Genomic DNA, 23,593 nt, shown 5'->3' on the forward strand with positions numbered 1-23,593 from the left:
TTATGGGCGACATTTATCCTCACCTTACAAAAGTTTAACCTTTTTTGACCAAATAGATGTATCAAGGGTTGAACAGGTGTGCGCACCGTGCATATTGCCCCTAATTAGGAACGGAAATTTTATGCACACGCGTTTGATATACTATCACAAATACAATGAGCGGATTATGTCGATGATTATGCTCGAATATATACACATAGAAAGGTGGTGAAACTCATGCACATACTCGCTAACCGTAAAGGACTTCAACATGGACAAAAAACCGGACCTATTACGATTAATTATGGATTTATGAAGGCATTATTTAATATTGAGCTTTCCTATGACTCTGGTGAATCGTTCTCCATTACGAAAAACTCTTCTGAAACGGAAGGTCGCTATCGAAAGCTTCATCATTTAGTGCGTGCGGACTTTTATGCAGCTATGCTTCTTCAAGCAGTTTGTCATGCAACCACGTATGATATTAATAACGTGAACTATGCTTCTCTTTATGATGCGCTTTGTATGTGGTATGAGGATCCCATCAGCTTTTATGAGTTTGTCATTTCATTGAAGAAATTTGAGCAGCTTGGGCTCATTACGCTTGTAAATCGAAAAGAGAATGGACGCTTTGATATTCAGCTTCGAATTTTAGAAGAGGATACGTATTTTATCGTTTCTTCTCCAGTGGTGTTTACAAAGGGCTTTACGGATCTTAGCCTGTCACATTGGAAGTTATTTTTTGCTGCCCTTCTTCAAACAGGCACAGGAAAAGAAAAAGTTCTCTTCCGCCAGTTCGATAACGAGCAGCACGATAATATGATGCACAAAGGACTGAAACAATTCCTTCATAAACATCAAGCATCCGATGTAAAACGTTTAATCGAGGAGTTAATCACGATTCCGGTATACAACGAAAAGCCGTTATTTATTCGTCCAAAAGAACAGCTGACATACAAATACGAGGGGCGAAAGCTTTCTGTCGCTTACTTCTCTGTACATCCTAGCTGGATCCTTTCACATAAGAAAGGGCAAAAATATCATTTTCCGATTCAACCCGTCGTGAAATTTTCACGATTTGCATGGTTTATTCAGCATGAGCTAGAGCAACTAGGGTTAACTGAGCACTTCACAAATAACATACCGCTCGTGAATGAGCTGATCAGCACGCTGAAACCGAAAGGCAAAGTACTCTCGCGCCATGTTCTACATAAAATTCGAGAGTACATTCGTGAACAGCACGTTTTGCCTACGTCCCTAACAGCCTTCATCCAAAACGTTTCACGTAGCCGTATGAAGGCGACGATCGAAAATTTAGCACGAACAGAAGGCGTTCATCAATGGATTGCTCCTCATATGAACGGTGAAGTAAAAGAACAGAGAACGGAAGCATTTGTAAGTCGTATGAGCTACTTTGCAACGCCTACACTGCGTAAGCTCTTTAAAAAGGGATATACATATTTACAGCGCTACTACACGCGCCTTGCTCTTTATACATCAAATGATTATAAGCATGTGCAGGAATTTGACCACATGCCGATGATGAAGGAAATTCGTAAAACGGCCGCACGGAAAAAAGTGTGCCCTGCTGCCTATGCCGCGCTTGAAAAAGAAGCGCTTGAAATGTGGGAAGCGAATCCAGATTGGGAACGATGGCAAGTCACGAACGAACTTGGTAAATGGCTCTTAGATCAGCTCGAGCATTTGCCTTCACAGGACACGATGGCCGTACTTCCACCTGGCGTTCAGCTTGAAGACATTTTACTGTCGTTTTCCTGACTTCTTTCATAGCCTAGTCGTACGTAAGCTCTACTCTTTTTTTTAATTAAAAAGAGAGTAGAGCTATTTGTCATTGCGAAAAAAGCATGTGTCCTCCATCTTCTATCCCTCCTACTCCTTTTTGCCCTTTCACGATTCCTCATGATTATACAGCTTTTGTTGCATCTCATAAAAAAGCAAATAAAAATAAGTGGATAGTGTGTAAAATGTGAGAAGTGTGGATGATATGTGGAATCAATAACAAGCTATTTTCTGGATACTCATATAAAAACGAACAAAAATTCGTTGATATTGTGAATGATGTTAGTAGTGTGGACTGTTATGGTTTTTTGGTGAACCATCGCTAAAAGATCAAGTGAAAAATAGAATCGTATAAACATTAACAACAATGATTCAATATTCATTTGTTTTTTTATGCGTAAATCGCTTCAAACACTATTTAAAATGGTTTTTTTATGAAACGTTCAATTGGTATCTGTTTTTTCATTTTTAAAACCCCTCTCCTTCTTACGCAGGTAAGGCATTGTGGATCCTATAAAAGGATTGTTCTTTATACAAGGATTTTATTTATATCTTTATATAAGAGAAAAGCTACTCACGTGCATACACAAAAAAGTCTAGTAATGTGTTCACTACTAGACTTTTTCCACTATATACGCTTAATGGTTCCCTTAAAAAAAGACAGTTCGTGTTTTATTAAAAATCCAGCTCGTTTATATAATTGAATAGCGCGCATATTTTTACTGTTTACACAAAGCTCGATTGTTTGTAACCGGTCAAACGAAAACATCCAGCTTAGCGCTTCATGCAGTAGCTTAATCCCTAACCTATTTCCACGGTATTCATTTTTAACCCCGATAAATTCAATTGCTCCTTCACCAAAATCAGGCTGAACCTCCACATAAACATAGCCAGCTAATGTTGATTGCTCCGTTGCAACGAACACTTTTTGATGCTCATTGATTCTTTGTAAAATTTCACTTCCCTCATAATATGAAGACGGAAATAGATTGTCATGAAGGATTTGAAAATCGTCATAAAGACTTATTGGAAGTTCTAGCGGTTTGCTACTATTCGTAGCAAGCTGTTTTTTTTCATAACCCAATATGCACTCATCGCTTACGTGCTGACAGTGCAGCTCTTCTGCTAATTGTAGCATCGTATGGTTTTCTTTGTTCGGGAACAGATAAAACGTATGAATATCGTCTGGCATGATGGAAAGAAGTTCATTCCACAGCATTCGACTTCGCTCTAAATCATGGTCCTCAACAAATGGGCCCCATATTTCTGCACGTTGATTTTCTAGATCAGCATCAAAACCAGCTACGCCGGCTATATGTCCGTTTTGGTACGCGACAACAAAGCTTTCATCGTAAGGCACATCCGATAATTCATGGCATAAAAAATGCGCTACTTCTTGATCATCCTGTCCGCAATAACCAACATGCATATTCGCTTTCTTATTGAGTCTTGCCATAAAACGTGCTACTTCGTTTAATGTTTTTGAGTTTACCCTCTCCACTGTAAATGTAGAAATTATAACCCCCTCCTTGCCTTAATTTTCTAGACTATCCTTCGACATATGAATGACAAATACCTGTACACATTGAGGATTCTGATTCCTTTGCAATCCTTACACAAGAGGAGTATGATAAGAAATAATACTTCTACTTCAATCTAGCATACACCCCGTCTCTACCCAAGGACTCTCTACGTCTAAAACTTTGATAATCAAACTATTAATTTCGTATACAAAAAGACAAAAAAGCGACTGCTTTTTTGGTAAGAAGGTGATTGTTGTTGTATTGGAAACGAACGTTGCGTATTTTATGGCCGGCAAACTTTCTGCAGGCCGCTGGTATGAGTCTCATCATTCCCTTTCTCCCCCTCTATATTCAGCAACTAGGGATTCATGATCATGATAGCATTGCCCGGTGGACAGGATGGATTTTCTCTGCTCAGTTCATTACGGCTTTTTTGTTTCAGCCGCTTTGGGGATCTCTTGCTGATAAATATGGACGTAAGGTGATGCTTCTAAGATCTTCAATCGGAATGGGCGTTGTGACGATTTTAATGGGACTGGTCACAGGACCTGGTCAACTGCTCACTCTCCGTCTCATTAACGGATTATTTTCTGGATTTATTTCCATGTCCGTTTCGCTTCAAGCATCCGTAACGCCTGATAAAGATTCTGGTCGAGCGCTCGGTACGCTCCAAACGGGTCAAGTGGTAGGGACATTAATTGGTCCCTTGCTCGGAGGGATTTTATCAGAGATTGTCGGATTTAGGGCGGTTTTCTTCGTGACAGGAGCGCTCATTCTTCTCGGAGGCCTTGTGGTCATGTTATTTGTGAAAGAGGATAAACCGAGCCGTCAGCAGGTAGCGAAAAAGCAAAAGGGAGACTGGAAGGCACTGCGCCCTCTTTTACCGGTATTCATCGCCGCAACGATTACACAAATTGCGATGATGAGCATACAGCCCCTTATTACGCTCTATACAAAAACACTCTATACAGGTAGCCATCTAGCGCTGATTGTCGGTCTTGTGAGCGCTGTGACAGGAATTGCTAACCTAATTGGTTCACCTCTCTTAGGCAGACTGGGTGATAAAATTGGTCAGCGCAAAATCTTAATTCTTTCTCTGATCATGTCGATCCTTGCGTTCTTGCCGCAGGTATTCGCTACAAGTATTACCGTCTTGCTTGTTGGTCGATTCTTTCTCGGGTTGTTTATTGGCGGCATGATGCCCTCTCTGAACGTTTTAGTCAAAAAGCTGGCTCCGAAAAATCTCCAAGGGACGGCATTTGGGATCAACTCCTCTGCGCGTTTCCTCGGCAATTTGCTAGGACCACTCATCGGAAGTACCGTAGCAGCTGCTTACAGCATTCAGGACGTGTTTTTCATTACGATGACGTTCCTGTTTGTCAATCTTATTGCAATTGCGTGGAATCGAAAATTGGATGTTCCGATCGTGCAGACAAAAGAAACGTAAAAAGCTTCGTGCGCTTAGGCACGAAGCTTTTTACGTGGTTATTTTTGCACAAATGTATTTGTAAAAATATTCTTGTTGTGCTAAAGTAGGTAGAAATTAGGAGTGAAGACCATGACAGAGGACCAAGTAAACATTCGCATACAACTACATCATCATACAAAATAGCTTTGCTGCAAGATTTTTTAAAAATCTTTTATAGCAAGGCTATTTCTCATGAAACCGCATTGATTAAGTATTTTTAATCAAGAGCGGTTTTTTTATTTGCTGGTGGTCTTTGCCTACTTATTAACATTAGAGGAGGAAACATTATGATGAAAAAGATGGATTATCAAAACGTAAAAGGAACACAGGATTTTTTACCAGAGGCAGAATTGATTCGAAAACGCGTCAAACGAACGCTTGAAGATGTTTTTATGAAGTACGGATGTCTTCCGCTTGAAACCCCTATTTTAAACTATACCGAGCTTATGGCATCTAAATATGGTGGTGGTGCTGAGATTTTAGAAGAGATGTATACACTATCAGATCGCGGTGAGCGTGATCTTGCTTTGCGCTACGACTTAACCATCCCCTTCGCTAAAGTGGTTGCAATGAACCCTGGTCTTAAAATGCCGTTCAAACGATATGAGATCGGCAAGGTGTTTCGCGATGGGCCAATAAAAACGGGCCGATTTCGCGAGTTTACACAATGTGATGTAGATGTTGTCGGGATAGAGTCACAAATGGCAGAAGCAGAGCTGATGGTCATGGCGCTAGATGCGTTTAAGGAATTAAATCTGGACGTGATCATTCAATACAACAATCGGAAGCTTCTAGTAGGGCTATTAGAGGTGCTTTCCGTAGACAAAGCACACGTAAATGATGTCATTTTAACGGTTGATAAGGTTGAAAAAATTGGCGTTGAGGGCGTTATAAAAGAGTTAAAGGACAAGGATGTTCCAATCAGTGCGATTGACGGCATCGAGCGCTTTTTAACGACGTATGAGGATTCCTCCTTTTTTGAGCGCTACAAACACAACTCACTAATTCAAGAAGGTCTTGCTGAATTAGAGGAACTGCAAACGTACTTAGACTACCTTGAGGTCAGCGATCAATGTGTATTTCACCCGTTTTTAGCTCGTGGGTTGGAAATCTATACGGGCACCATTTATGAAATCTTCTTATCTGACCAAACGATTAAATCGAGCATCGGAAGCGGCGGTCGTTATGATAATGCCATTGGTGGTTTAGTTGGTACAAACGAAACGTTCTCAACGGTTGGAATCTCCTTTGGTCTAGACGTCATTTATACCGCTCTTGAACGAATGGATCAACAACCAGCAAACGAAGGCTTGACCGATTATCTAATCGTTCCCCTTAAAACGGAAAAAGAAGCGCTTCTTCTGGCACGAACGCTCCGCGAACAAGGAAAACGTGTTGAAATTGAGATGACGGGTAAAAAAGTGGGAAAAGCGTTAAATCGTGCAAACAAAGAACGCATAAAAAAGGTCATCATACTCGGTGAAAAAGAGATCGAGCAAAATCAGCTTATAGTAAAAGAAATGGCGACAGGAGAGGAAGTACAGATGACCTTCGTGTTTTAGTTATCTCAGACAAAGGAATACATGGAAAAAGCTTGGTTTACCAGCAAACCAAGCTTTTTTTCCTATTGAAAAGGTTCTCCGTCTCTTACAGAAAATACACCAGTCCAGCAAGTCCGAATGAGATCACCCCAACGCCCCCAGAGACAATTGCGATTTTTGTACGGTAGTTTTGATGAGCGTTCGTTTCAGAGTGAAAGTTGGCTCGTTGCTGCTGCCCACCTGTCCAAACTCCGATAAACAGACCGGAAATAACTATTCCGATTCCTCCAATGATGAGTAATACCGTTAGCATCCCCTTCGCCTCCTTCTGTGTTTTAGAGTGAATAAATTAAGACGTTCTCAATTTCCCCGCCCATTTTTTCATAAAAGCGCTGTGCACGCTGGTTGTCTTTGGCCGTTTCCCACGTCATGCGCGCAAAGCCGTTTTGTAAGCTATATTCATGACATGCTTTAAAAAGCGCAGTGGCAGCTCCCCCTCCGCGTGATTCTTCGACTAGGTAGAGATCGTTCATGACCGTAATCTTTTGCGCACTTGTTGTACTATATGTAAAATAAAGCGTCGCAAAACCGATCAAGTGCCCATTTTCTTCGGCAACAAATTGAATGCCCTCTTGCTGACGGAGCATCGTGTGGATAATTCCTTGCACATGCTCAAGAGGTGGTTTTGGACATTGATAAAAATCGACGATGTATTCATACATCAGAATGGTAATATTGTTCACATCTGCTTGCTGTGCTTGTCGCACCGTAAATCCTGCCATCGTTCTCGCTCCTTCTTCGTTAAGCACCTGTTCCTCATAAGCTGACTGACACAAGATGCATAAGCCATAAGGCTGGTTTTTAGTACAGCTTTGTTTTGTATCCCTCTTCAAAATCTGCTTTGAGTCGTTCCGGTGTCATTTCGGGGATTTTAACATGGGTGGATAAAATTTGAGCAGTATTCGGCTTTTCCTCTTCCCGCAACCATGTGGAAGGCTCCCACAAATTTGATCGTTTTAATGCCTTGCCGCAGTGCATGAAGCACTCTTCCACTTCAACTGCAATTCCCATAAGTGGTAGTTTGTCATTTACCTTCATTTTTTCAAGAACGTCCTCATCACAAATAATGCTTGCTTTTCCATTTACACGTAGCGATTCGCTTATTCCTGGAATGAAGAAGATCAGCCCAACGTGTGGGTTTGTCAAAATATTTTTGATGGAGTCACCGCGCTTATTGCCGGGACGTTCGGGAATAACAAGCACATTCTCATCCAATACGTAGACAAATCCAGGCATATCGCCTCTTGGTGAACTGTCACAAATCCCCTTATCGTTAGCCGTCGCAATTGTTAAGAAAGGTGAATGAGCAATAAATTGTTGGCAGCCCTCATCTAAATGATGAATGACTTTTTTTGACGCACGTTCACTCGGCGTACCGATTCGTGCACGTAATTCTTCTTCTGATGTAATAAAATGCTGAAAATATGGCTTCATTTGTTTTTGACATCCTTCCTGCTAGTGCGTACGCTACTACTTTATCATATAAAAACCATTTTTATATTATTTTACTAAAATAGTAAAAAACAAAAAAAGCCGCAAATGCGGCTTTCCCATTACATGCTAATAAATCCGAACTCGACGAAAAATACAAAAGCAAACGTCAGCAATCCACCAATCATAACGGTATTATGGGTATTCTCCTTTGCATGTAGCTTTTTTAAAAAAAGCGTCAGGTTAACAAACCATAGAACGCCAAGAATCGGAATAATAAAAAATAAGACCACTGGAAGCGTCATCTTTTCACCGACTTTCTGAATGGTTATGGTTGAAGAACTTTTCTTGCAACTTCTCGATCATCAAAGTGAATCGTTTGATTATGAAAGATTTGATACGTTTCATGTCCCTTTCCAGCAATTAAGACAATATCGCTTGGTTCAGCAGCTTCAATGGCTTTTTTAATCGCAAATTCGCGCTGCACGACAAGCTCATATTGATCGGTGGAAAAGCTTTTCTCAATATCTTTTAAAATATCAATAGGGTCTTCTGATCGAGGGTTATCAGATGTAACGATGACATAATCGCTGTATCGCTCCGCAATTTCTCCCATAAGCGGACGCTTTGTCACATCACGATCACCGCCACAGCCAAAGACGGTAATGATATTTCCTGTTGAAAACTCTTTTAGGGACGACAGTACGTTTTCAAGAGCATCTGGCGTATGAGCATAATCAACCACAACTAAAAACGGCTGTTTTTTATCAATAATCTCCATTCGACCACCCACATTTGGCATCGTAGCAAGACTTTTTTGAATGCATTCAAGCGGGATATTTTCAATTAGCGCAGCGCTAATCGCAGCAAGCGCATTATATACGTTAAACATACCGATCAACGGAAGTGTAATCTCCGTCTCTCCTTTATATGTAGTGAGATGAAACGAAATTCCTTTTGCGGTAAGCTGAATGTTACGCGCATGAACGTCTGCTTCCTCATTTTTAATTCCATATGTAATAACATCGACAGCGGTGATATCTTCAAAATAGGAAAACGCTTCGTCGTCACGGTTTAATACCGCATGCTTTCGTTTCTCAGGATGAAACGTATTTCCGAGCCTTGAAAAAAGGAGCCCCTTTGTGTTTCGGTATTCCTCAAACGAACCGTGATAGTCGAGGTGATCTTGTGTAAGATTGGTAAAAATGGCGGTTTTAAAATCACAGCCAACGACTCTTCCCATGTCTAGGCCTTGCGAGGTAACTTCCATGATGCAGTAATCGGTGTGATGGTCACGCATCGTACGAAGATTTCGTTGTAACACTGGTGGCTCCTGTGTGTTAATATCGGTTGGATGCATGTTGCCATCAATTTTAATGCCGTTGTTTCCCATCAGCCCTGTCTTCAGTCCATAGTCCGAAAAGATTTTTTCCGTGATAAATGCCGTCGTGGTTTTTCCGTTCGTACCGGTAATTCCAATTAAATTCAATTCCTGTGACGGGTGTTGATAAAAATAAGAAGATAGGACGGCCATCGCATGACGCGCGTCTTTCACAAAAATTTTGGGGACGTCTACCTCTACATCTTGTTCCACAACGACAGCAGACGCCCCGTTTCGCACCGCGTCTTTTGCAAAATCATGGCGGTCTTGTAAAAAGCCATCAATTCCACGTACACAAATAAACGCGTTTCCTTCTTCTACTTTTCGTGAGTCCATTTGTAGCCCAGTAATGACGACGTTGTGATCGCCTTTTATTTTAGCTGTGGGTAATACATGTAGTATGTCTTTGATCTTCATATGTTGTCACTCCTGTTCAATACTTGTTTTGTTAGTGTATTGGATATTCCCTTACTTTTCCAATAACAACATCTACATCATTATAAGCAGTATGACGAGATTAGTAAATCATTCGAACAATGGTTGAAGAAAAAGTGGCTATTTTTAAGGTGGTATTTATCAGGGATCGTACGACGATGATCTTCGTCTATCTACCGAATAGAGTTAGACCTCAAGCGACGATCTCAACTCCTCTATTTTCCGTAATGAATGCATGGGTAATCAATCGATCCATTCATATAAAAAACAGGGGATGTCTCCCCTGCTTACGAATGATGAAACAATCCGGCAATAAAACGAAATAGAAACCGAAATAGGAGCCGAAAAATGAAAAAAATAAGATTTAAAATAAGTTCAAAAATCCCTTCAATAACAACTTCGAAAAAGAAGCGCCCTACGTGATGATACCATCGCTTCTTTTTCTTTATAGACATATTCATGCGCGACTAGCTCCCTATATTCAAACTATAATAGGAAAATTTTAAGATTAAATGATGAAAAAGGAAATAGTTCGATCGGCTTATTTAACAGCCGATCATGAAGGCTATGATTTGTATGTGGGTGATGAATCTGAAAACGGCGGCATTTTTTTAATCACCCAATGACATAGTCCAAAAATAAGGCCAGACATGATAAAAAAGGAATGAAAAAGCATCGCTTCAGGGAGGAACGGCTTCATGTCACCCCAGATGAGCATAATTGCAGCGGTTGGGACGGCAAAGAGCAGCATACATCCAAGTGGATAAAGAAGGTCTTTATAGGAGGTAAATCGCTTATCGATCGCGTAAATAATGCCCCTATATAAAGGCATACAGATCGCTAAAAAGATTAGACTCCCCCAGACTAAAACAGCTGTCCCATCGACTAGCGTTTCGTCATACCCAACCTTTAATATGACAACGTACGTACAAAAGCCACCAACGAAAGCTAAAAGCGGTGAAATAAGGTAGAGAAGAATATCTCTCATCTTCTGTTCTCCTTTTTTTCTTTTATACCATTATATACCAAAAAAATGTTGGCGATACAGATTAAAAAATTGGGGACGCTAGTAGCGAGGTGTTTTATGATAAAACCATTTTTAATTGGCTTGTTGCTATGTCAGCTTTTTGTCCCCGTACATGCAACAGCCCAATCGCAGACGAATGCGGATATTTTTGATATTGAACAAAACAAGATCATTCGGCATGTACCGTTAGATGCTAGCGTACAGAAGGACATTACATTTTCCCTTACACATATAACCGGGGTGTATAAAAAATTTAGGGCGATTCCTACAAGAGGATCAATGGTACGTGTTCCTGTATCCCCTCCTCTACTCGTTCAGAATCAGTGGTTTCATGGACTTGTTGACGAAGTTATCTTTATTTTTCCTCCAAGCGAAGATCCTTATGTATTACTCTTCGATGATGAAAATCGATCATGTTTTTTCACATTTACTGGTGATACGAAGGAATTAAGAAGCAATTGGGGCATTCAATAAAAGAAGCACCGTACAGGGACGATGCTTCTCCTCTTCTATTAACCTCTTCCTGCTTGGAAAGAAGGATATTTAGTCATTGCTCCATCAGCGAATAGTGTAATACCAGTGATGTAGCTTGCTTCAGAAGATGCTAGGAAAGCCGCAACAGAAGCGATTTCTTCTGGTTCACCGATGTAACCCATTGGAATCATGCTTTCAACGTCTGCACGTTGTACAGGGTCTGCGAATTTTTCAGCATTAATTGGTGTATTGATTGCACCAGGTCCAATGTTGTTCACACGAATTCCTCTTGGTGCATATTCAAGTGCTAATGTTTCAGTCATTAACTTCATGCCGCCTTTACTTGCTGCATAGTGAACAAATAATGGCCAAGGAATCATTTCATGTACGCTAGACATGTTAATAACGTTTCCTTTAATATCATTTTCAACGAAATATTTAAGTGCTTCACGGCTACCTAAGAAAGCCCCTGTAAGGTTTGTTTCGATTACTTGGTTCCAGTTTTCTAATGTTAATTCATGAGAAGGAACTGGGTTTTCAACACCAGCGTTGTTGATCATAACGTCTAATGTACCAAACTCTTCAACCGCTGTTTTTACAAGGTTAATAACGTCTTTTTCGACTGTTACATCACCACGTACGACAACTGCTTGTCCGCCTGCTTCTTCTACTTCTGCTTTTGTTGCCATTGCTTCTTGTACGTTGCTACGGTAGTTCACGACTACTTTCGCTTGCTCTTTACCAAAACGTACAGCCATCGCACGGCCAAGACCTGTTGATCCTCCAGTAATGACGACTACTTTTCCTTTTAAATCTGTATACATAATGAAATTCCTCCTGATGCGTTTTATATTCGTTCTCAATGTTTTTTAAAATTTGAGAAGATGTTTGAAGTGTTTATTGAACATCTTGTTACTAATAGTAACTCGGATAAATAAAATAATCAATTACTTTGACTGAAAAATAATTTTACCAACAAAGTAAATGAATTTCCAAATCCTTTTAATAAAGAATATTTAGAGTAAATGACATTCAATATTCCTCTACCTCCCTCTCAGACTTTTCGTAAATGTTGGTTATTTAAAATAACTAATTAGAGACACAAAACCGTTTCTCATGCTTTGATATCTTCTTTTTATCCATACATGTGATTTTGTTTTTCTATAATCTGGATAATGTTAACAACCATGATTTGGAGGAACGAGTATGCGCGAGAACGAAAGGATCGTGTATCATCTCGTCACAAGAACCAAAATGAGTCTTGGACAGGACAGGTCATTCATTTTGATCAACATCAGCACAATACGCTCTACCGCTTTTTCTTTGAGCGAGAACAGCGAAACGATAAAGGAGAAGACGGGATTAATTGACGGTAGGATTGAAGTTGTGGAAATCGTTGATGGTTATACATACTCCTAATAAAAAGAGAAGTATCATAGGCCTACCCGCATAGTTCAACATATTATCCGCTAAACCATGCAGCAAAATAGGCTCAATACCGTGTTCTGATTGATTTAATAAGTAGCAAAAGTTAGAAGCAAATGTGTCTAGACCAATGCGGGCTAACTAGGAACGATTTCTTCAAAGAGCTTTACAGGTTTCCAATACAGCAACACAGCATGAAAGGTATAAGAATATTCATATTTTCCTTCATTTTGCGTTACATATGGCGTGAGAGCTTGTTCGATATCTTTAGTAGAGTAATGGTTCGTTAAAATTTTACTAGAATTCGCTTTGATAAGTTCTTCATACGTATCATAGATAGCTGTCGTAGGTAATTCGATTATTTTACAATTAGCCATGATGCCAAGCTGATACAAGATATTTTGTAAGTGAATGTAGTCCCTTCGCCTAAACTTAATCTCGTAGCCTTTCTCATGGTGTAAATCTAAATAGTGAGGCTTCTCTGGGCCACTTGTCATGCCAGCAATCGCAAGGCGGGATGCTGTGTTATTCATTTTAATCAAAGCGTCTTGGATATCTTGAACGCGATAATAGCAGTTTATCCCAAACACCACATCATAGGGCTGAGGAGGGGCTAAACCTTCCCACTTTTCATGAATAAAGCTCATATTGTTGAGCTGTTTCCTATTGCCTTCTTCTTTTAAAAAGGTGATAACGCTCTTTGAACTATCAATACAGGTGAGATGACGTACATGCTTAGCGGTAGAAAATGTATAGTTTCCCCATCCTGGACCGATTTCTGCGACACGATCATCAGGTTGAAGTAGCGCCAACAGTTCTTGTTGAATTTTAGGCGCATAAGAATTAATGTAACTCTCCCCTTGTTTTTTCTTCTTTTCTAAAAATGATTGCCAAAATGCTTCTTCACATCCATCATCAGTCATTCGATTCGAGATGGTTCCGTCCCACTCTTTCATATTTTCCTGCCATAATTCTGCAAAATTGCAGCCTAATGATACAACAGATTGTTTCATGCTCTTTTTTCCTCCTTATGGTCCGCTATCGTCTTATCCATATGTACGGTTTGCCACAAAGGATCATTTTCGGTCAATTGCCTACTAAAACCTTGACGATGCCAAAATTCTACAGCACCTGGAAGAAACAAATGCGTGTGCAAGTACAGCATTTCATAACCTGATTTAACCGCAAATCTTGTGGCTTCTTTTACTAAGGCGGTTCCTAATCCAATACGACGATAGGAAGGATCCGTATAGCATTTGACGACCTCAGCCGTTTGATATGATTGATCATTATGAAGAAGATGATCAAAACGTCCATCATAGGAACCAAAGCCAATCGTACCTATAATCTTTCGGCTTTGGTTGAAGGCTGCTAAAAAAGCAGCCCTATTGGATTCACTGTAATGCTGTTCAAAGCGACGAAGGTCATTTGGGGTTTTTGAATGATCTAACATTGGAAATAACGTTTTTCGAATCTGCATCACAAATGCTATGGCTTGGTCGTAATCATGTGATTGGACGTGTTCAATTGTATAAGGTACGTTCATGATTTTTCCTCCTAGGCATTTTAGGTATTAGATAAGTGTCTCAAACAATAAGCGGGTATAAGGATGCGTGAATGACTGTGGATACCAATTAGTGATGGTTTCTACTATTTTGCCTTTGTACATGACGATGACACGATCACATAATGACTGAACTGACTTGAGATCGTGGGTAATAAATAGGTATGATAAGTTTTGCTCCTTTTGAATTTGTTTGAGCATCACCATCATTTCCTGTTGAGTAAACGGATCTAAACTAGCGAGAGATTCATCAAATACGATCATTTTAGGCTGAACGGCTAGAGCCTTTGCAATGCATATACGCTGCTTTTGACCGCCACTTAGTTGATAAGGATATTTTAATAAAAACGAATGATCTAGTAGCACTCTTTCTAACAGACCATGAATGGTCATTTCCCATACAGATTTGTCATTCGGAAAATAATTCCGAAGAGGTTCTTCTAGGATTTCTCGTATGGACATGTTGGGATAGAGAGAAGAAGAAGAGTCCTGCAAAACAAGCTGTATTTGTTTATAGAGATGAATATCTTTCATTTTCTTTTGATTAATTGACTGACCATTTACGTAAATACTTCCAGAACTAAGGTCTTCAATGTTCATTATTAATTTGGCTAGCGTACTCTTTCCACATCCGCTTTCTCCTACTAATCCAACAATCTCTCCTTCTTGTATCGTTACATTAATGTGTTCGACAGCATGAAAGGACGGACGTTTTCGAAGTGACCACTGCGTCTCTTCTCGAATCGGATAGGCTTTCGTTACCCCTTGTAATTCAAGAAGCATGTTCTCACCTCTTCTCTTGCTTCCATGTCAATGATGCGGTCTGCAAACGCACTTATTCTCTCGACATCGTGTGAAATCAGCAAGATTGTTAACCCATGTTCTTGCTGCAACTTTTTCAGTAGCGCTAATAGTTTTTCTTTATTAACAGAATCAAGAGCTGTTGTGGGTTCGTCAGCGATTAACAGGGTCGGCTGTAAACTAATCATCATAGCGAGTAAAATTCGTTGACACATTCCTCCACTTAACTGAAACGGATAAGAAGATAAAATTCGTTCAGGATTTGAAAATCCTACTTGACGGAGAAGGTCGCGCAAATAGTTCATTCGTTCTTTTTTTGCGGGTTCTGTCTTCTGTTTTAATGTTCTTAGCATTTGCTTTTTAACACTTTGAAGAGGGTTTAACCCACTTAAAGAGTGCTGAATGAGCAGAGAAATCTCATCACGTCTTAGCGTTTGCCAACTTTTTTCATCATTTTGAGAAAGTGACTGTCCTTTATAATAGATACGTCCGTTTGTTACTTCACACCCATCCTCTAGCAACCCGACAACGGCATTGGCTGTTAGGCTTTTCCCGCAGCCACTAGCACCAGTAAGAGCGACAATTTCGCCAGGGAATATTTGAAACGAAAACTTTTTCATAAGAGGAACTAGCGCTTTAGACGAAATCTCCAATTGATCAACGATTAGTAAAGGATCTACTCTTTTAATCCTACCCTTCTTTTGCAACCGTTCCACTTCCTTTCTTAAGCTGCTCGCTAATAAGCTGACATGTGAAAACAAAAAGCATAATTGCCAAGCCAGGAAAAATCATAATGTGCGGGGCTATCTGGAAATAAGTCGTTGAATCATGTAGCATTACTCCCCACTCTGGTGTAGGAGGTTGTGTCCCCAATCCTAAAAATGAAAGGCCAGCTAGTAAAATAACAATCTTTCCGATATCTAATGCAGCAAAGACAACAAGCGGCGAAAAAATAGTCGGAAGGATATAGCGCCACATAATTCGTACATGCGAATTTCCAGCCATCCTCGCAGATAGAATATAATGCTCTTGGCAACACTTTAAAACGAGACTTCGAATAAATCGAACATAGTTTGCCCATCGAACAAGAATAATAGCTAGAATCATATGCGTAACGCCAGGACCTAGTATGCCGACAATTGCAACCGTAAAGATAATATCAGGTATAGCAAGTGTTCCATCAATGAGCCGCATCAAAAAGCCATCTCTATATCTTCTTTTATAGCCTGTCAAAAGGCCAACAGGTAGGCTAATGAGAAAGGTTAAGAGTAAAATGATAAAAGCACCTATCACACTCACTCTAATTCCGTAGATGAGCCTTGATAGTACACACCGCCCTAAGTGATCTGTTCCAAATGGATACTCCCAACTTGGACTGGCTAATCTGTTTGATAAGTGAACAGATAATGGGTCATGAGGAGATAAGAGCGGGGCAAATATCCCCACCATTATAATGGCTAAAAGGAGACTGACCCCAGTAAACAACCCAACATTTGGCTGATAGAAAATTGGTTTCATAATCGCCTCCCTAATAAATTCGTAATCTTGGATCTAACCATCTATTAACAATATCAACAATCATATGAATCGATACAAATATAAACGATGTCAAAATAACGTAACCTTGTATAACAGGATAGTCACGTCTACCTATGGATTCAATTACGTATTTTCCTAAGCCTGGCCAGGAAAATACCGTTTCTACAATGACGCTTCCCCCTAGCATAAAAGCAAAATTTGTCCCAAATATAGCTAAAATGGGCGAAAAAGCGTGTTTTAATAGTTGAGAGGTCATGATCTCTCTTTGAGACATCCCTCTTGCCTTTGATGCTTTTACAAATGGCTGCTTCATCATCTCTAGCATGTTGGCTCGCAATACCCGTGCGTATATAGCTCCTACTCCTCCACCAAGCGTAATGGCAGGTAAAATGAGGTGCAGAATGGTTCCATGTCCCATTGAGGGAAGCCATCCGTAACGCACGGAGAAAACATAAATTAGTAGAAATCCTAACCAAAAGCCTGGAATGGATGCACCAAATAGAGCTAACATTTTTCCCCATGCATTGACCCATTTTGCTGTATACACAGTCGTCCCAATAGCGATAAAAAAGGTTAGGGAAACCATGACTATAAAACCTGCTCCAGCAAGTTCCAATGTTGCAGGTAATCTAGTTAGCAACTCTGTCATTACAGGCTCTTTTGAGCTAAACGAGACGCCCCACTGTCCAGTGAAAACTCCTTTTATCCATTTTATATATTGCTCCCATAATGAGTCTGTTAGCCCTAATTCTTGTCGTACATGCTGTAAAGCTTCGTGGGAAACAGGGACGTTATTTTTAGCTAACAGAATATGGGCAGGATCTCCTGGTGCGAATCGTACAAGCAAAAACGTAGCAGTCGAAACAAACAGAATCACGATGATAAGCTGACTGAGACGTTCTAAACAAAAGCGCATCATTTCTTTTCCCACCTTACTGTGTGAGGTTCATTTCAGGAGTAACATAGTAATACTCGATTGAATGCGGAACAAATCCTTTAAGGTTTTTCTTTATTGCAAATACAGTTTTAGGGTGAACAATGAATGACTGAGGTACATCATGTTGAATGATTTCTTGTGCACGCATAGCCAATTCATTTCGTTTCGTTTCACGAATCGTTTGATTAAGCTGTTCAATCAGATGATCGAGTGTAGGAGAATCATAATGACTAACATTCGACTGACTTTTAGAATGGTAGAAAATATTTAAGAAATACTGCGGATCTCCTGTGTGTGCTGTTAACATGCTATACATAGACAAATCCCATTTCCCCTTTTCTAGCTCCTCGTCAATATTTTCAACCTGACGAATGTGTACACGAATTCCTTCGTCTAATAGTTTGTTTTGGATAATCTCGGCCATAACCGTCAGCTCAGGACGCTGCGGGAAGGTAAGCATTGTCACGTCAAAGGCTTTTCCTTGCTTTTTCCATCCCCCTTTTTTATCTTTCTCCCAATGGTTTTGCTTCATGACTTGTTCAATCGATTTTTTCGCCTTTTGTTCGTTTTTTTGACCAAAGGCTAAAATGTTTGGAAACGGACTTATTGCCTCTGTCCCTTGCTTCATCATGACGGATTTTACAATTTCCTTCCGTGGAATGATCTGATCCACTATCGTTCGAAAATCAAGTTCATGAAACAACGGAGATTGCATGTTAAATAAAAGCATATGTGTCCGAAGAGAAGGAGCAGTGAGTACCTTAAATTGCGTCATTCTTTCTAACAATTGAATATTATCTACAGGAATATCTGTTGCCCCGTCTATCTCTCCTGATTGAAGAGCCATTAAACGCGTTGTGCCATCAGGGACAAACTTAATGTTAATTTCCGATAAGAGGGCAGGTTTCCCCCAGTAATCCTTATACCTTTCAACAATTAGTTCTTCATCTTTTTTAAATTTTGTTATTTTAAATGCTCCTGTAAGAGCAGGAACATTCGCTTTATCATTCAAACTTGAAACATCTGCAATAATGGTCGATGGATCAGAAAGATGAGAGATGAAGGCAGCATTTGGTTGTGTAGTGACAATGCTTAGTTCACATTCACCTTTTACGTCAATTTCTTTAATTTTTAAGAGATCCTTTACTTTTGGATCTTTTTCAATAGATCGTAATAAGGAGTCTTTAACGCTTTGAGCATCCATTTGTTTTCCATTGTGAAAATGAACGCCATCTACAAGCTTTACTTGCCACGTCGTGTCATCTTCTTGTGACCATTCCTTTGCTAACCACGGGACGGGTTTTAATTCTTCATTTAATTTAACCAGCGTCTCTCCTGTTCCAGAGCGCATAACTTCCCAACTATCACTTCCATGTGGATCAAGGCTTTGAGGACTCCATGGAAAAGCAAGTGTGACGGTTTTATTAGAGGATGCATTCCCACCTGTCGTGCTTGCACAGCCCCCTGCTAGTAGTAGAAGAATACTAGCCAAAACCCCGAAAACGATGCTATAGTAATTCTTTTTCCTGTTCATGCTTTTTCTCCCTTAGTCATTTTGTCAAAATAAAAAAGCATTTCTAACCATTTGAAGAGGTCAGAAATGCTTGGAAATAAACAAGTAAAGAGGTCGACTAAATCTGTATACGTTCTTTAGTGAACATGGGAAGACTTAGGCTAATTATGTTTGAGCACCCTAACCACCTCCCCAATATCCCGTAGGTCTAACAGCGATGTTAAAATAGGCAGGTCTCCTGACTTGGGGACAGTATCTTCTAGCCTTCCCAGGTGAAATCCCAGTGGCATTATTGAAGATAATTTGTCTTTATGACTCATCTCCCTCACAGTGGCGGGTCCGTGTCGGATTCCAACCGACTTCCCTTTTAAGCCGATAAAAGAATAGCTCTTTTATCTAGCACCTATTTCCAAACGATATTTAGTTATGTACGTTCTCTTTCCTATCTAAATCTATCAAAAAATCTCAAATAAAACCAATTTTAATGTTAATTTTAATAAAACTTCTTGTCAACAGGTACTAAAAAGACCTTGCGATGTTTCGCAAGGTCTTCTCCCATTTTAGCTTATATCCAATCGCTTCCATGCTTTCGAATGAATTCAATATCGGTTTGATAGTGCTCATAGTGCCCTTCATCAACCATCTTTTGAAAAGCGGGATCTCCTTCAGCAGCTTTTCGCTTCATGTATTGGCACAGTCCTTCTAAGCGGAGCACGACCATGTCCAAATAACCTTCTTTTAGCCCTTCTATACCATACGCATCAAAAAATAAGTCCACTCGTTCTTTCTTTTCTTTTGCATCCATCATTGGATCGTAGCGAACTTCTTTTCCTTCCTCCGTATGGTAATGCCTGCTGAGTGGCACACACGTATAGAGCGTATAGGCAATATCCCATAATCTTGGCCCAGGCGCGATAAGGTCAAAATCGATTACGCCGACTGGTAGCTGACCGTCAAAAATAAGATTATAAATGGCAAAGTCATTGTGACAAATCACTTCTGCGCTCTGCGGCGCATTGTCCATCGGCTGCCAATCATCTGAAACAGGAAAGTCACTTACCGCATCATGATAGAGGCGAAGCATGTTGGCAATTTCTTTCAGCGCTTCGTTTGACCACATATAAGATTTTAGCGGGTAATTTCCCGCTTCTCCCTTAATAAACGACAGCACTTCTCGGTTTTGGTCATCAATGCCTAAAAACTTTGGAGCATGCATGTAGTTTTTTCGCTCAAGATGCTGTAAAAGCTCATGAACTCTTTTGCTGTTTGGCTTTTGCTCTCGGCGCACCGTATCTCCTGAGCGATAGACGCTTGATACGTTCCCGCCGGCTAATTTTTCTTCGTGTTCCTGCTTATTCATTAAAATTCCCCCTGTGAAGGGATGCGATGACTGTGTCAATAGAGATGTCTTTTTCTCCATAAAAAAAGCGAGATCCACAAAGGTATCCGCTTGGTAATGGGGATTGAATTGTCCACACCATGTATCCCTTGAATGATTGTTAGATCGACAAATAAACGTCCCTTCTATATCAGACGTAGCTTGTCTTTATCTAATTACATAATCATTTCAAGGTCTTCCACATTGGCGTCATTTCCCCTCTCGTTCCATCTCTTATGCGTATTTTACCAAATAAATCAAAATAAGTATAGATCACCCTTTTGTTTTCTTGCTGTAAGAGATTGATAGAGAAAAATAATTTCAGAGGTTCCTTTCGTCGTTAATTCTTGCAAGGAAAACCCTTGCTTTAGTAACAAAGCGACTGTTTTAAAATGGTAATAATATACATATTTTGAAACGGAATCGATTTCTAATTTTCTCTCAAATTTAATTTTTTGTAAAATTAATATGGTATAATTTGTATAAAATGCAAGAGAGGTGTTTAAACCTGCGGACATTAATAAAAGATATGCTTCAGATGAACCTTTCTCACACTGCTGAAAGTTACTGGCCACGGTTTTCACTAGCAGCTTATGCCCTATATGATGACGATACTGTCTATCTTTTTAACCATCCTCTTGTTCAGAAAGAAGTCAATTTTATTTCGTTTCCGTCTACAAAGGAATTTATGGGTGATACGTTAATTTTGTATGAGGGTGTTCCTACTGCCATCGTTCACATGGATCGGTATGAAAGGTTTCAAAGCCTTTATTCCATGGTGATGCATGAGTCCTTTCATGCGTATCAGTACATCCAGGAAGAACATCGATTTCCAGACGAAGTTCAAGGTATGACCTATCCACTGAACGGTGAAAATGCGCAAATTCGTCAGCTTGAGCGTATGGCCTTGCATGATGCTCTTTTTGAAAGAAATACGGAGGAAAAACGAGCTAGATTACAAACGTTTTTTTCGCTTCGTGAACATAGACGGACCGTTATCGGAGATTTTCTAGACTATGAGCTAAAAATTGAAACAATCGAGGGACCCGCGTGGTATGTGGAGCTGAAAGCCTACGCGCATCAAAGCGCATGTTCCTATGAGTCGGTTGTGAAGAAATACAGTGAGCAGCTATTAGATAAAAAGAATTCCATTCACCGGCTAAGAGGAAGTTGCTACAGCTCTGGACTTGCGATTTGTTTGTTATTAGATGAGTTTTCTCCGTCTTGGAAAGAAACATTTTTTACTTCCAACCAAACCGTGTACGATTTGTTGAAGGTAGCTTTTCATTACAATGTGCCGAAACTTCCCTCTATTCCTACTGATACAGAGATAGAGTCGTATATTGCTGAAGCTCACCAGACTCGAATTGCTGAGATTAACTCTTTTTTGAAACAGTCCGGCTACCACATTTTGATTAAAGGGATAACGAAGATAAAAGGATTTGATCCGATGAACGTAGTGATAAGTGCTAATAGACGTCTTCATAAAACCTTTTTGAAAGTTGAGATGAATGATGACATAGTCTTATTTCAACAACCTGTGCTGGTCGAATATGCAGATAATCAAAGCAAAATAGTCGCTTTACATCTTGTTTTAGATCAGCGCCCTATTATACATAATGAGAATACGTTTACGCTCGATGGTATTGGTGTCATCACCGGAATATATGACGACAGTACACATACTCTTACGGTGAAATGAAAGGATGATTACTCTATGCCCTGTCTTGGCTGTCAGCTCGCAAGTAAGGAACTGCCTGTCTACGTTGTATTTGAAGATGAGCATGTTTGCTGCATTTTGGATCACGATCCATTTAACGAAGGTCACGTGATGATTTTGCCCAAGCAGCATATTCACGACGTAGATGAACTGAACGATCAAACGTCCCTTGCCATTATGAAGGCATCTCGTCTTTTATCAAAAGCATTGAAGCGTCTGTTTAATCCAGACGGTATTACCTTTGCTCAAAACGGGGGTATTTTTAATGAACTCTCGCACTATCATATGCACGCCGTTCCTCGTTATAAAGAGCAATCGTTTGCTGATTTTTATGGTGATGAAACCGTTGTAATTGAACAGGAGAGCGCTTTAAAAACGACGCAGCATGCGATGCAGCAAGTGATTCATGAGTTAACGATGGATCACACAATCTAGCGAGGGGGTAAGAAATTTGCTATTGTATTTTTGATGTTGATCGGCTTTTCCTATTAAATGAATGAAACGATTAGGAGCTGATGAACAATGATTTATACTCATTCTTTAGAACACATAACGGCGGATATGCTGACAGGATTTTTTGTCGATTGGCCAAATCCTCCGAGCACGGAAACGCATCTACGTTTATTGAAAAATAGCAGTCACGTCGTACTGGGCATTGATGAAACCACCGGACAGGTAGTAGGCTTTATTACAGCTGTGAGTGACGGCGTATTATCAGCCTATATTCCCCTTCTTGAAGTACTGCCCGCTTATAAAAAGAAAGGAATCGGCAAAGAGCTAGTACGGAAGATGTTTGATCGCCTTTCACACTTATACATGATTGACCTATGCTGTGATGATGATCTTGTTCCGTTTTACAAACAGTTTGGCATGATGAACGGCAAAAGCATGCTGCTGCGAAATTATGAACGGCAGTCTGGAACACCGATGTGAAACAAATAAGAAAGGCGCTGCTTATTTTTCAGCAGCGCCCTTCGTTATCTTAGAGCCGTCCTGTTTTTATCGATGCTGATAGTGAAGCGGTTCAAAGACCGACTCTTCTCCTTTTCGCACCATTGAAAAGTGATCCACATTATAATGACCGTGAAGCACTTTGTTGTGGTGAGCAATAATTTGTTCTGCTTGTAGTACGGTAGAATTACACGTCGAATGACCGTCTTCAATGAGCGTGACGTCAAATCCGTTTACCGTTGCGGTTCTAACAGCTGTATCAATGCAATGTTCGGTTTTACACCCCATGATCACAAGGTGCTCAACGTTTCTTTCTGTAAGGTGTTCAAGAAGCGGCGTGCCGTAAAATGAATTTGTGGCGGCTTTATTAAAGATAGTGGCTGACGTAGGGACATGAATGTTTTCATGAATATGAAAGCCAGGTCCTTTTCCTTCTGCAACATCAACGTCTCGAACGAATACAATGTCAATTTCTTTGGCTAATGCTTTTTCAATAACTGCATTGATCGTATGGATTAGTACGTCTTTTTGATAAACGCCCTCTTCGTGCTCATTTCCTTCCATAAGCTCCTGCTGGGCATCAATAATAAGTAACGTTTGCTTCAAATGGATCACTCCTTTTATGGTAAACTTATACTTTATTCGA

The 23,593-nt window shown here is 40.1% G+C and carries 24 protein-coding genes, 1 pseudogene and 1 riboswitch; of the genes and pseudogenes, 8 read left to right on the forward strand and 17 right to left on the reverse strand.

Annotated elements, in window-relative coordinates; genetic code table 11:
• The first annotated feature begins 216 nt into the window (after positions 1 to 216).
• Positions 217 to 1,758 carry a hypothetical protein gene (locus tag AMD01_RS13455; RefSeq protein WP_053401946.1) on the forward strand — a complete coding sequence of 514 codons (1,542 nt, stop codon included), beginning with the start codon at positions 217 to 219 and terminating at the stop codon, positions 1,756 to 1,758.
• Positions 1,759 to 2,407: 649 nt separating this feature from the next.
• On the opposite strand, the gene AMD01_RS13460 is transcribed toward AMD01_RS13455, so the two are convergent.
• Entirely contained in the window at positions 2,408 to 3,280 is an 873-nt protein-coding gene (locus AMD01_RS13460; RefSeq protein ID WP_053401947.1) for a GNAT family N-acetyltransferase, read from the reverse strand.
• Positions 3,281 to 3,555: 275 nt separating this feature from the next.
• Here AMD01_RS13460 and AMD01_RS13465 point away from each other — a divergent pair, with 275 nt between their 5' ends.
• A complete protein-coding gene (locus AMD01_RS13465) occupies positions 3,556 to 4,749 on the forward strand; it encodes an MFS transporter (protein WP_157052738.1) in 1,194 nt (397 codons plus the stop codon).
• A gap of 311 nt (positions 4,750 to 5,060) precedes the next feature.
• Positions 5,061 to 6,332: a histidine--tRNA ligase gene (locus AMD01_RS13470; protein WP_053402018.1), complete on the forward strand. Its 1,272-nt coding sequence runs from the start codon at positions 5,061 to 5,063 to the stop codon at positions 6,330 to 6,332.
• A gap of 85 nt (positions 6,333 to 6,417) precedes the next feature.
• Here AMD01_RS13470 and AMD01_RS13475 read toward each other — a convergent pair whose 3' ends face one another.
• The 6 genes from AMD01_RS13475 to AMD01_RS13500 form a co-directional block, all read right to left on the reverse strand.
• Positions 6,418 to 6,624, reverse strand: coding sequence for a DUF5316 family protein (locus AMD01_RS13475; protein ID WP_053401949.1), 207 nt, complete (start codon positions 6,622 to 6,624; stop codon positions 6,418 to 6,420).
• 22 nt (positions 6,625 to 6,646) lie between these two features.
• Positions 6,647 to 7,120 (reverse strand): GNAT family N-acetyltransferase, encoded by a 474-nt coding sequence (locus tag AMD01_RS13480; protein WP_342666992.1) that lies wholly within the window; start codon positions 7,118 to 7,120, stop codon positions 6,647 to 6,649.
• 52 nt (positions 7,121 to 7,172) lie between these two features.
• Entirely contained in the window at positions 7,173 to 7,805 is a 633-nt protein-coding gene (locus AMD01_RS13485) for a pyridoxamine 5'-phosphate oxidase family protein (protein WP_053401950.1), read from the reverse strand.
• 119 nt (positions 7,806 to 7,924) lie between these two features.
• Positions 7,925 to 8,107, reverse strand: coding sequence for a hypothetical protein (locus tag AMD01_RS13490; RefSeq protein ID WP_053401951.1), 183 nt, complete (start codon positions 8,105 to 8,107; stop codon positions 7,925 to 7,927).
• 23 nt (positions 8,108 to 8,130) lie between these two features.
• On the reverse strand, positions 8,131 to 9,600 hold the full coding sequence (locus AMD01_RS13495; protein ID WP_053401952.1) for a UDP-N-acetylmuramoyl-L-alanyl-D-glutamate--2,6-diaminopimelate ligase: 1,470 nt from the start codon (positions 9,598 to 9,600) through the stop codon (positions 8,131 to 8,133).
• A gap of 583 nt (positions 9,601 to 10,183) precedes the next feature.
• A complete protein-coding gene (locus AMD01_RS13500) occupies positions 10,184 to 10,606 on the reverse strand; it encodes a hypothetical protein (protein WP_053401953.1) in 423 nt (140 codons plus the stop codon).
• Positions 10,607 to 10,702: 96 nt separating this feature from the next.
• Here AMD01_RS13500 and AMD01_RS13505 point away from each other — a divergent pair, with 96 nt between their 5' ends.
• Positions 10,703 to 11,119 carry a hypothetical protein gene (locus AMD01_RS13505; protein ID WP_053401954.1) on the forward strand — a complete coding sequence of 139 codons (417 nt, stop codon included), beginning with the start codon at positions 10,703 to 10,705 and terminating at the stop codon, positions 11,117 to 11,119.
• A gap of 38 nt (positions 11,120 to 11,157) precedes the next feature.
• Here AMD01_RS13505 and gdh read toward each other — a convergent pair whose 3' ends face one another.
• On the reverse strand, positions 11,158 to 11,943 hold the full coding sequence (gene gdh, locus AMD01_RS13510; RefSeq protein ID WP_053401955.1) for a glucose 1-dehydrogenase: 786 nt from the start codon (positions 11,941 to 11,943) through the stop codon (positions 11,158 to 11,160).
• Positions 11,944 to 12,325: 382 nt separating this feature from the next.
• Here gdh and AMD01_RS24170 point away from each other — a divergent pair.
• Positions 12,326 to 12,483: pseudogene (locus AMD01_RS24170) on the forward strand (DUF2441 domain-containing protein); the annotation flags it as partial.
• A 198-nt stretch (positions 12,484 to 12,681) separates the two neighbouring features.
• On the opposite strand, the gene AMD01_RS13520 reads toward AMD01_RS24170, so the two are convergent.
• The 8 genes from AMD01_RS13520 to AMD01_RS13555 form a co-directional block, all read right to left on the reverse strand.
• Entirely contained in the window at positions 12,682 to 13,557 is an 876-nt protein-coding gene (locus tag AMD01_RS13520) for a class I SAM-dependent methyltransferase (RefSeq protein WP_053401957.1), read from the reverse strand.
• Positions 13,554 to 14,090 carry a GNAT family N-acetyltransferase gene (locus AMD01_RS13525; protein WP_053401958.1) on the reverse strand — a complete coding sequence of 179 codons (537 nt, stop codon included), beginning with the start codon at positions 14,088 to 14,090 and terminating at the stop codon, positions 13,554 to 13,556. The genes AMD01_RS13520 and AMD01_RS13525 overlap by 4 nt, the downstream gene beginning before the upstream one ends.
• 27 nt (positions 14,091 to 14,117) lie before the next feature.
• Entirely contained in the window at positions 14,118 to 14,891 is a 774-nt protein-coding gene (locus AMD01_RS13530; protein ID WP_053401959.1) for an ABC transporter ATP-binding protein, read from the reverse strand.
• Positions 14,867 to 15,616 carry an ATP-binding cassette domain-containing protein gene (locus tag AMD01_RS13535; RefSeq protein ID WP_245638946.1) on the reverse strand — a complete coding sequence of 250 codons (750 nt, stop codon included), beginning with the start codon at positions 15,614 to 15,616 and terminating at the stop codon, positions 14,867 to 14,869. The genes AMD01_RS13530 and AMD01_RS13535 overlap by 25 nt, the downstream gene beginning before the upstream one ends.
• Positions 15,600 to 16,427: an ABC transporter permease gene (locus tag AMD01_RS13540; RefSeq protein ID WP_053401960.1), complete on the reverse strand. Its 828-nt coding sequence runs from the start codon at positions 16,425 to 16,427 to the stop codon at positions 15,600 to 15,602. Before AMD01_RS13540 ends, AMD01_RS13535 begins: the two co-directional genes overlap by 17 nt.
• Positions 16,428 to 16,437: 10 nt before the next feature.
• Positions 16,438 to 17,367: a nickel ABC transporter permease gene (gene nikB / locus AMD01_RS13545; protein ID WP_053401961.1), complete on the reverse strand. Its 930-nt coding sequence runs from the start codon at positions 17,365 to 17,367 to the stop codon at positions 16,438 to 16,440.
• Positions 17,368 to 17,380: 13 nt separating this feature from the next.
• Positions 17,381 to 18,919, reverse strand: coding sequence for an ABC transporter substrate-binding protein (locus AMD01_RS13550; protein WP_053401962.1), 1,539 nt, complete (start codon positions 18,917 to 18,919; stop codon positions 17,381 to 17,383).
• Positions 18,920 to 19,109: 190 nt separating this feature from the next.
• A riboswitch (cobalamin riboswitch) is annotated at positions 19,110 to 19,320 on the reverse strand.
• Between the two features lie 143 nt (positions 19,321 to 19,463).
• Entirely contained in the window at positions 19,464 to 20,258 is a 795-nt protein-coding gene (locus AMD01_RS13555; RefSeq protein ID WP_053401963.1) for a phosphotransferase, read from the reverse strand.
• 547 nt (positions 20,259 to 20,805) lie between these two features.
• On the opposite strand from AMD01_RS13555, the gene AMD01_RS13565 reads away from it, so the two are divergent.
• The 3 genes from AMD01_RS13565 to AMD01_RS13575 all read left to right on the forward strand — a co-directional run bounded on the left by AMD01_RS13565 (position 20,806) and on the right by AMD01_RS13575 (position 22,929).
• Positions 20,806 to 21,978, forward strand: a complete 1,173-nt coding sequence (locus tag AMD01_RS13565; RefSeq protein ID WP_053401965.1) for a hypothetical protein — start codon at positions 20,806 to 20,808, stop codon at positions 21,976 to 21,978.
• Positions 21,979 to 21,993: 15 nt separating this feature from the next.
• Positions 21,994 to 22,431: an HIT family protein gene (locus AMD01_RS13570; protein WP_053401966.1), complete on the forward strand. Its 438-nt coding sequence runs from the start codon at positions 21,994 to 21,996 to the stop codon at positions 22,429 to 22,431.
• Between the two features lie 87 nt (positions 22,432 to 22,518).
• Positions 22,519 to 22,929, forward strand: a complete 411-nt coding sequence (locus AMD01_RS13575) for a GNAT family N-acetyltransferase (protein WP_053401967.1) — start codon at positions 22,519 to 22,521, stop codon at positions 22,927 to 22,929.
• Between the two features lie 66 nt (positions 22,930 to 22,995).
• On the opposite strand, the gene AMD01_RS13580 is transcribed toward AMD01_RS13575, so the two are convergent.
• Positions 22,996 to 23,553 carry an isochorismatase family protein gene (locus AMD01_RS13580; RefSeq protein ID WP_053401968.1) on the reverse strand — a complete coding sequence of 186 codons (558 nt, stop codon included), beginning with the start codon at positions 23,551 to 23,553 and terminating at the stop codon, positions 22,996 to 22,998.
• Positions 23,554 to 23,593: the final 40 nt, after the last annotated feature.

The sequence above is a fragment of the Priestia koreensis genome (assembly GCF_001274935.1).
Taxonomy (GTDB): domain Bacteria; phylum Bacillota; class Bacilli; order Bacillales; family Bacillaceae_H; genus Bacillus_AG; species Bacillus_AG koreensis.

Excerpts from the sequence above, each read along its gene's own strand:
- AMD01_RS13455 (WP_053401946.1), top strand. The coding sequence starts at position 217 with ATGCACATACTCGCTAACCGTAAAGGACTTCAACATGGACAAAAAACC.
- AMD01_RS13470 (WP_053402018.1), top strand. The coding sequence starts at position 5,061 with ATGAAAAAGATGGATTATCAAAACGTAAAAGGAACACAGGATTTTTTA.
- AMD01_RS13475 (WP_053401949.1), bottom strand. The coding sequence starts at position 6,624 with ATGCTAACGGTATTACTCATCATTGGAGGAATCGGAATAGTTATTTCC.
- AMD01_RS13485 (WP_053401950.1), bottom strand. The coding sequence starts at position 7,805 with ATGAAGCCATATTTTCAGCATTTTATTACATCAGAAGAAGAATTACGT.
- AMD01_RS13490 (WP_053401951.1), bottom strand. The coding sequence starts at position 8,107 with ATGACGCTTCCAGTGGTCTTATTTTTTATTATTCCGATTCTTGGCGTT.
- AMD01_RS13495 (WP_053401952.1), bottom strand. The coding sequence starts at position 9,600 with ATGAAGATCAAAGACATACTACATGTATTACCCACAGCTAAAATAAAA.
- AMD01_RS13500 (WP_053401953.1), bottom strand. The coding sequence starts at position 10,606 with ATGAGAGATATTCTTCTCTACCTTATTTCACCGCTTTTAGCTTTCGTT.
- AMD01_RS13505 (WP_053401954.1), top strand. The coding sequence starts at position 10,703 with ATGATAAAACCATTTTTAATTGGCTTGTTGCTATGTCAGCTTTTTGTC.
- gdh (WP_053401955.1), bottom strand. The coding sequence starts at position 11,943 with ATGTATACAGATTTAAAAGGAAAAGTAGTCGTCATTACTGGAGGATCA.
- AMD01_RS13520 (WP_053401957.1), bottom strand. The coding sequence starts at position 13,557 with ATGAAACAATCTGTTGTATCATTAGGCTGCAATTTTGCAGAATTATGG.
- AMD01_RS13525 (WP_053401958.1), bottom strand. The coding sequence starts at position 14,090 with ATGAACGTACCTTATACAATTGAACACGTCCAATCACATGATTACGAC.
- AMD01_RS13530 (WP_053401959.1), bottom strand. The coding sequence starts at position 14,891 with ATGCTTCTTGAATTACAAGGGGTAACGAAAGCCTATCCGATTCGAGAA.
- AMD01_RS13540 (WP_053401960.1), bottom strand. The coding sequence starts at position 16,427 with ATGAAACCAATTTTCTATCAGCCAAATGTTGGGTTGTTTACTGGGGTC.
- nikB (WP_053401961.1), bottom strand. The coding sequence starts at position 17,367 with ATGATGCGCTTTTGTTTAGAACGTCTCAGTCAGCTTATCATCGTGATT.
- AMD01_RS13550 (WP_053401962.1), bottom strand. The coding sequence starts at position 18,919 with ATGAACAGGAAAAAGAATTACTATAGCATCGTTTTCGGGGTTTTGGCT.
- AMD01_RS13555 (WP_053401963.1), bottom strand. The coding sequence starts at position 20,258 with ATGAATAAGCAGGAACACGAAGAAAAATTAGCCGGCGGGAACGTATCA.
- AMD01_RS13565 (WP_053401965.1), top strand. The coding sequence starts at position 20,806 with ATGCTTCAGATGAACCTTTCTCACACTGCTGAAAGTTACTGGCCACGG.
- AMD01_RS13570 (WP_053401966.1), top strand. The coding sequence starts at position 21,994 with ATGCCCTGTCTTGGCTGTCAGCTCGCAAGTAAGGAACTGCCTGTCTAC.
- AMD01_RS13575 (WP_053401967.1), top strand. The coding sequence starts at position 22,519 with ATGATTTATACTCATTCTTTAGAACACATAACGGCGGATATGCTGACA.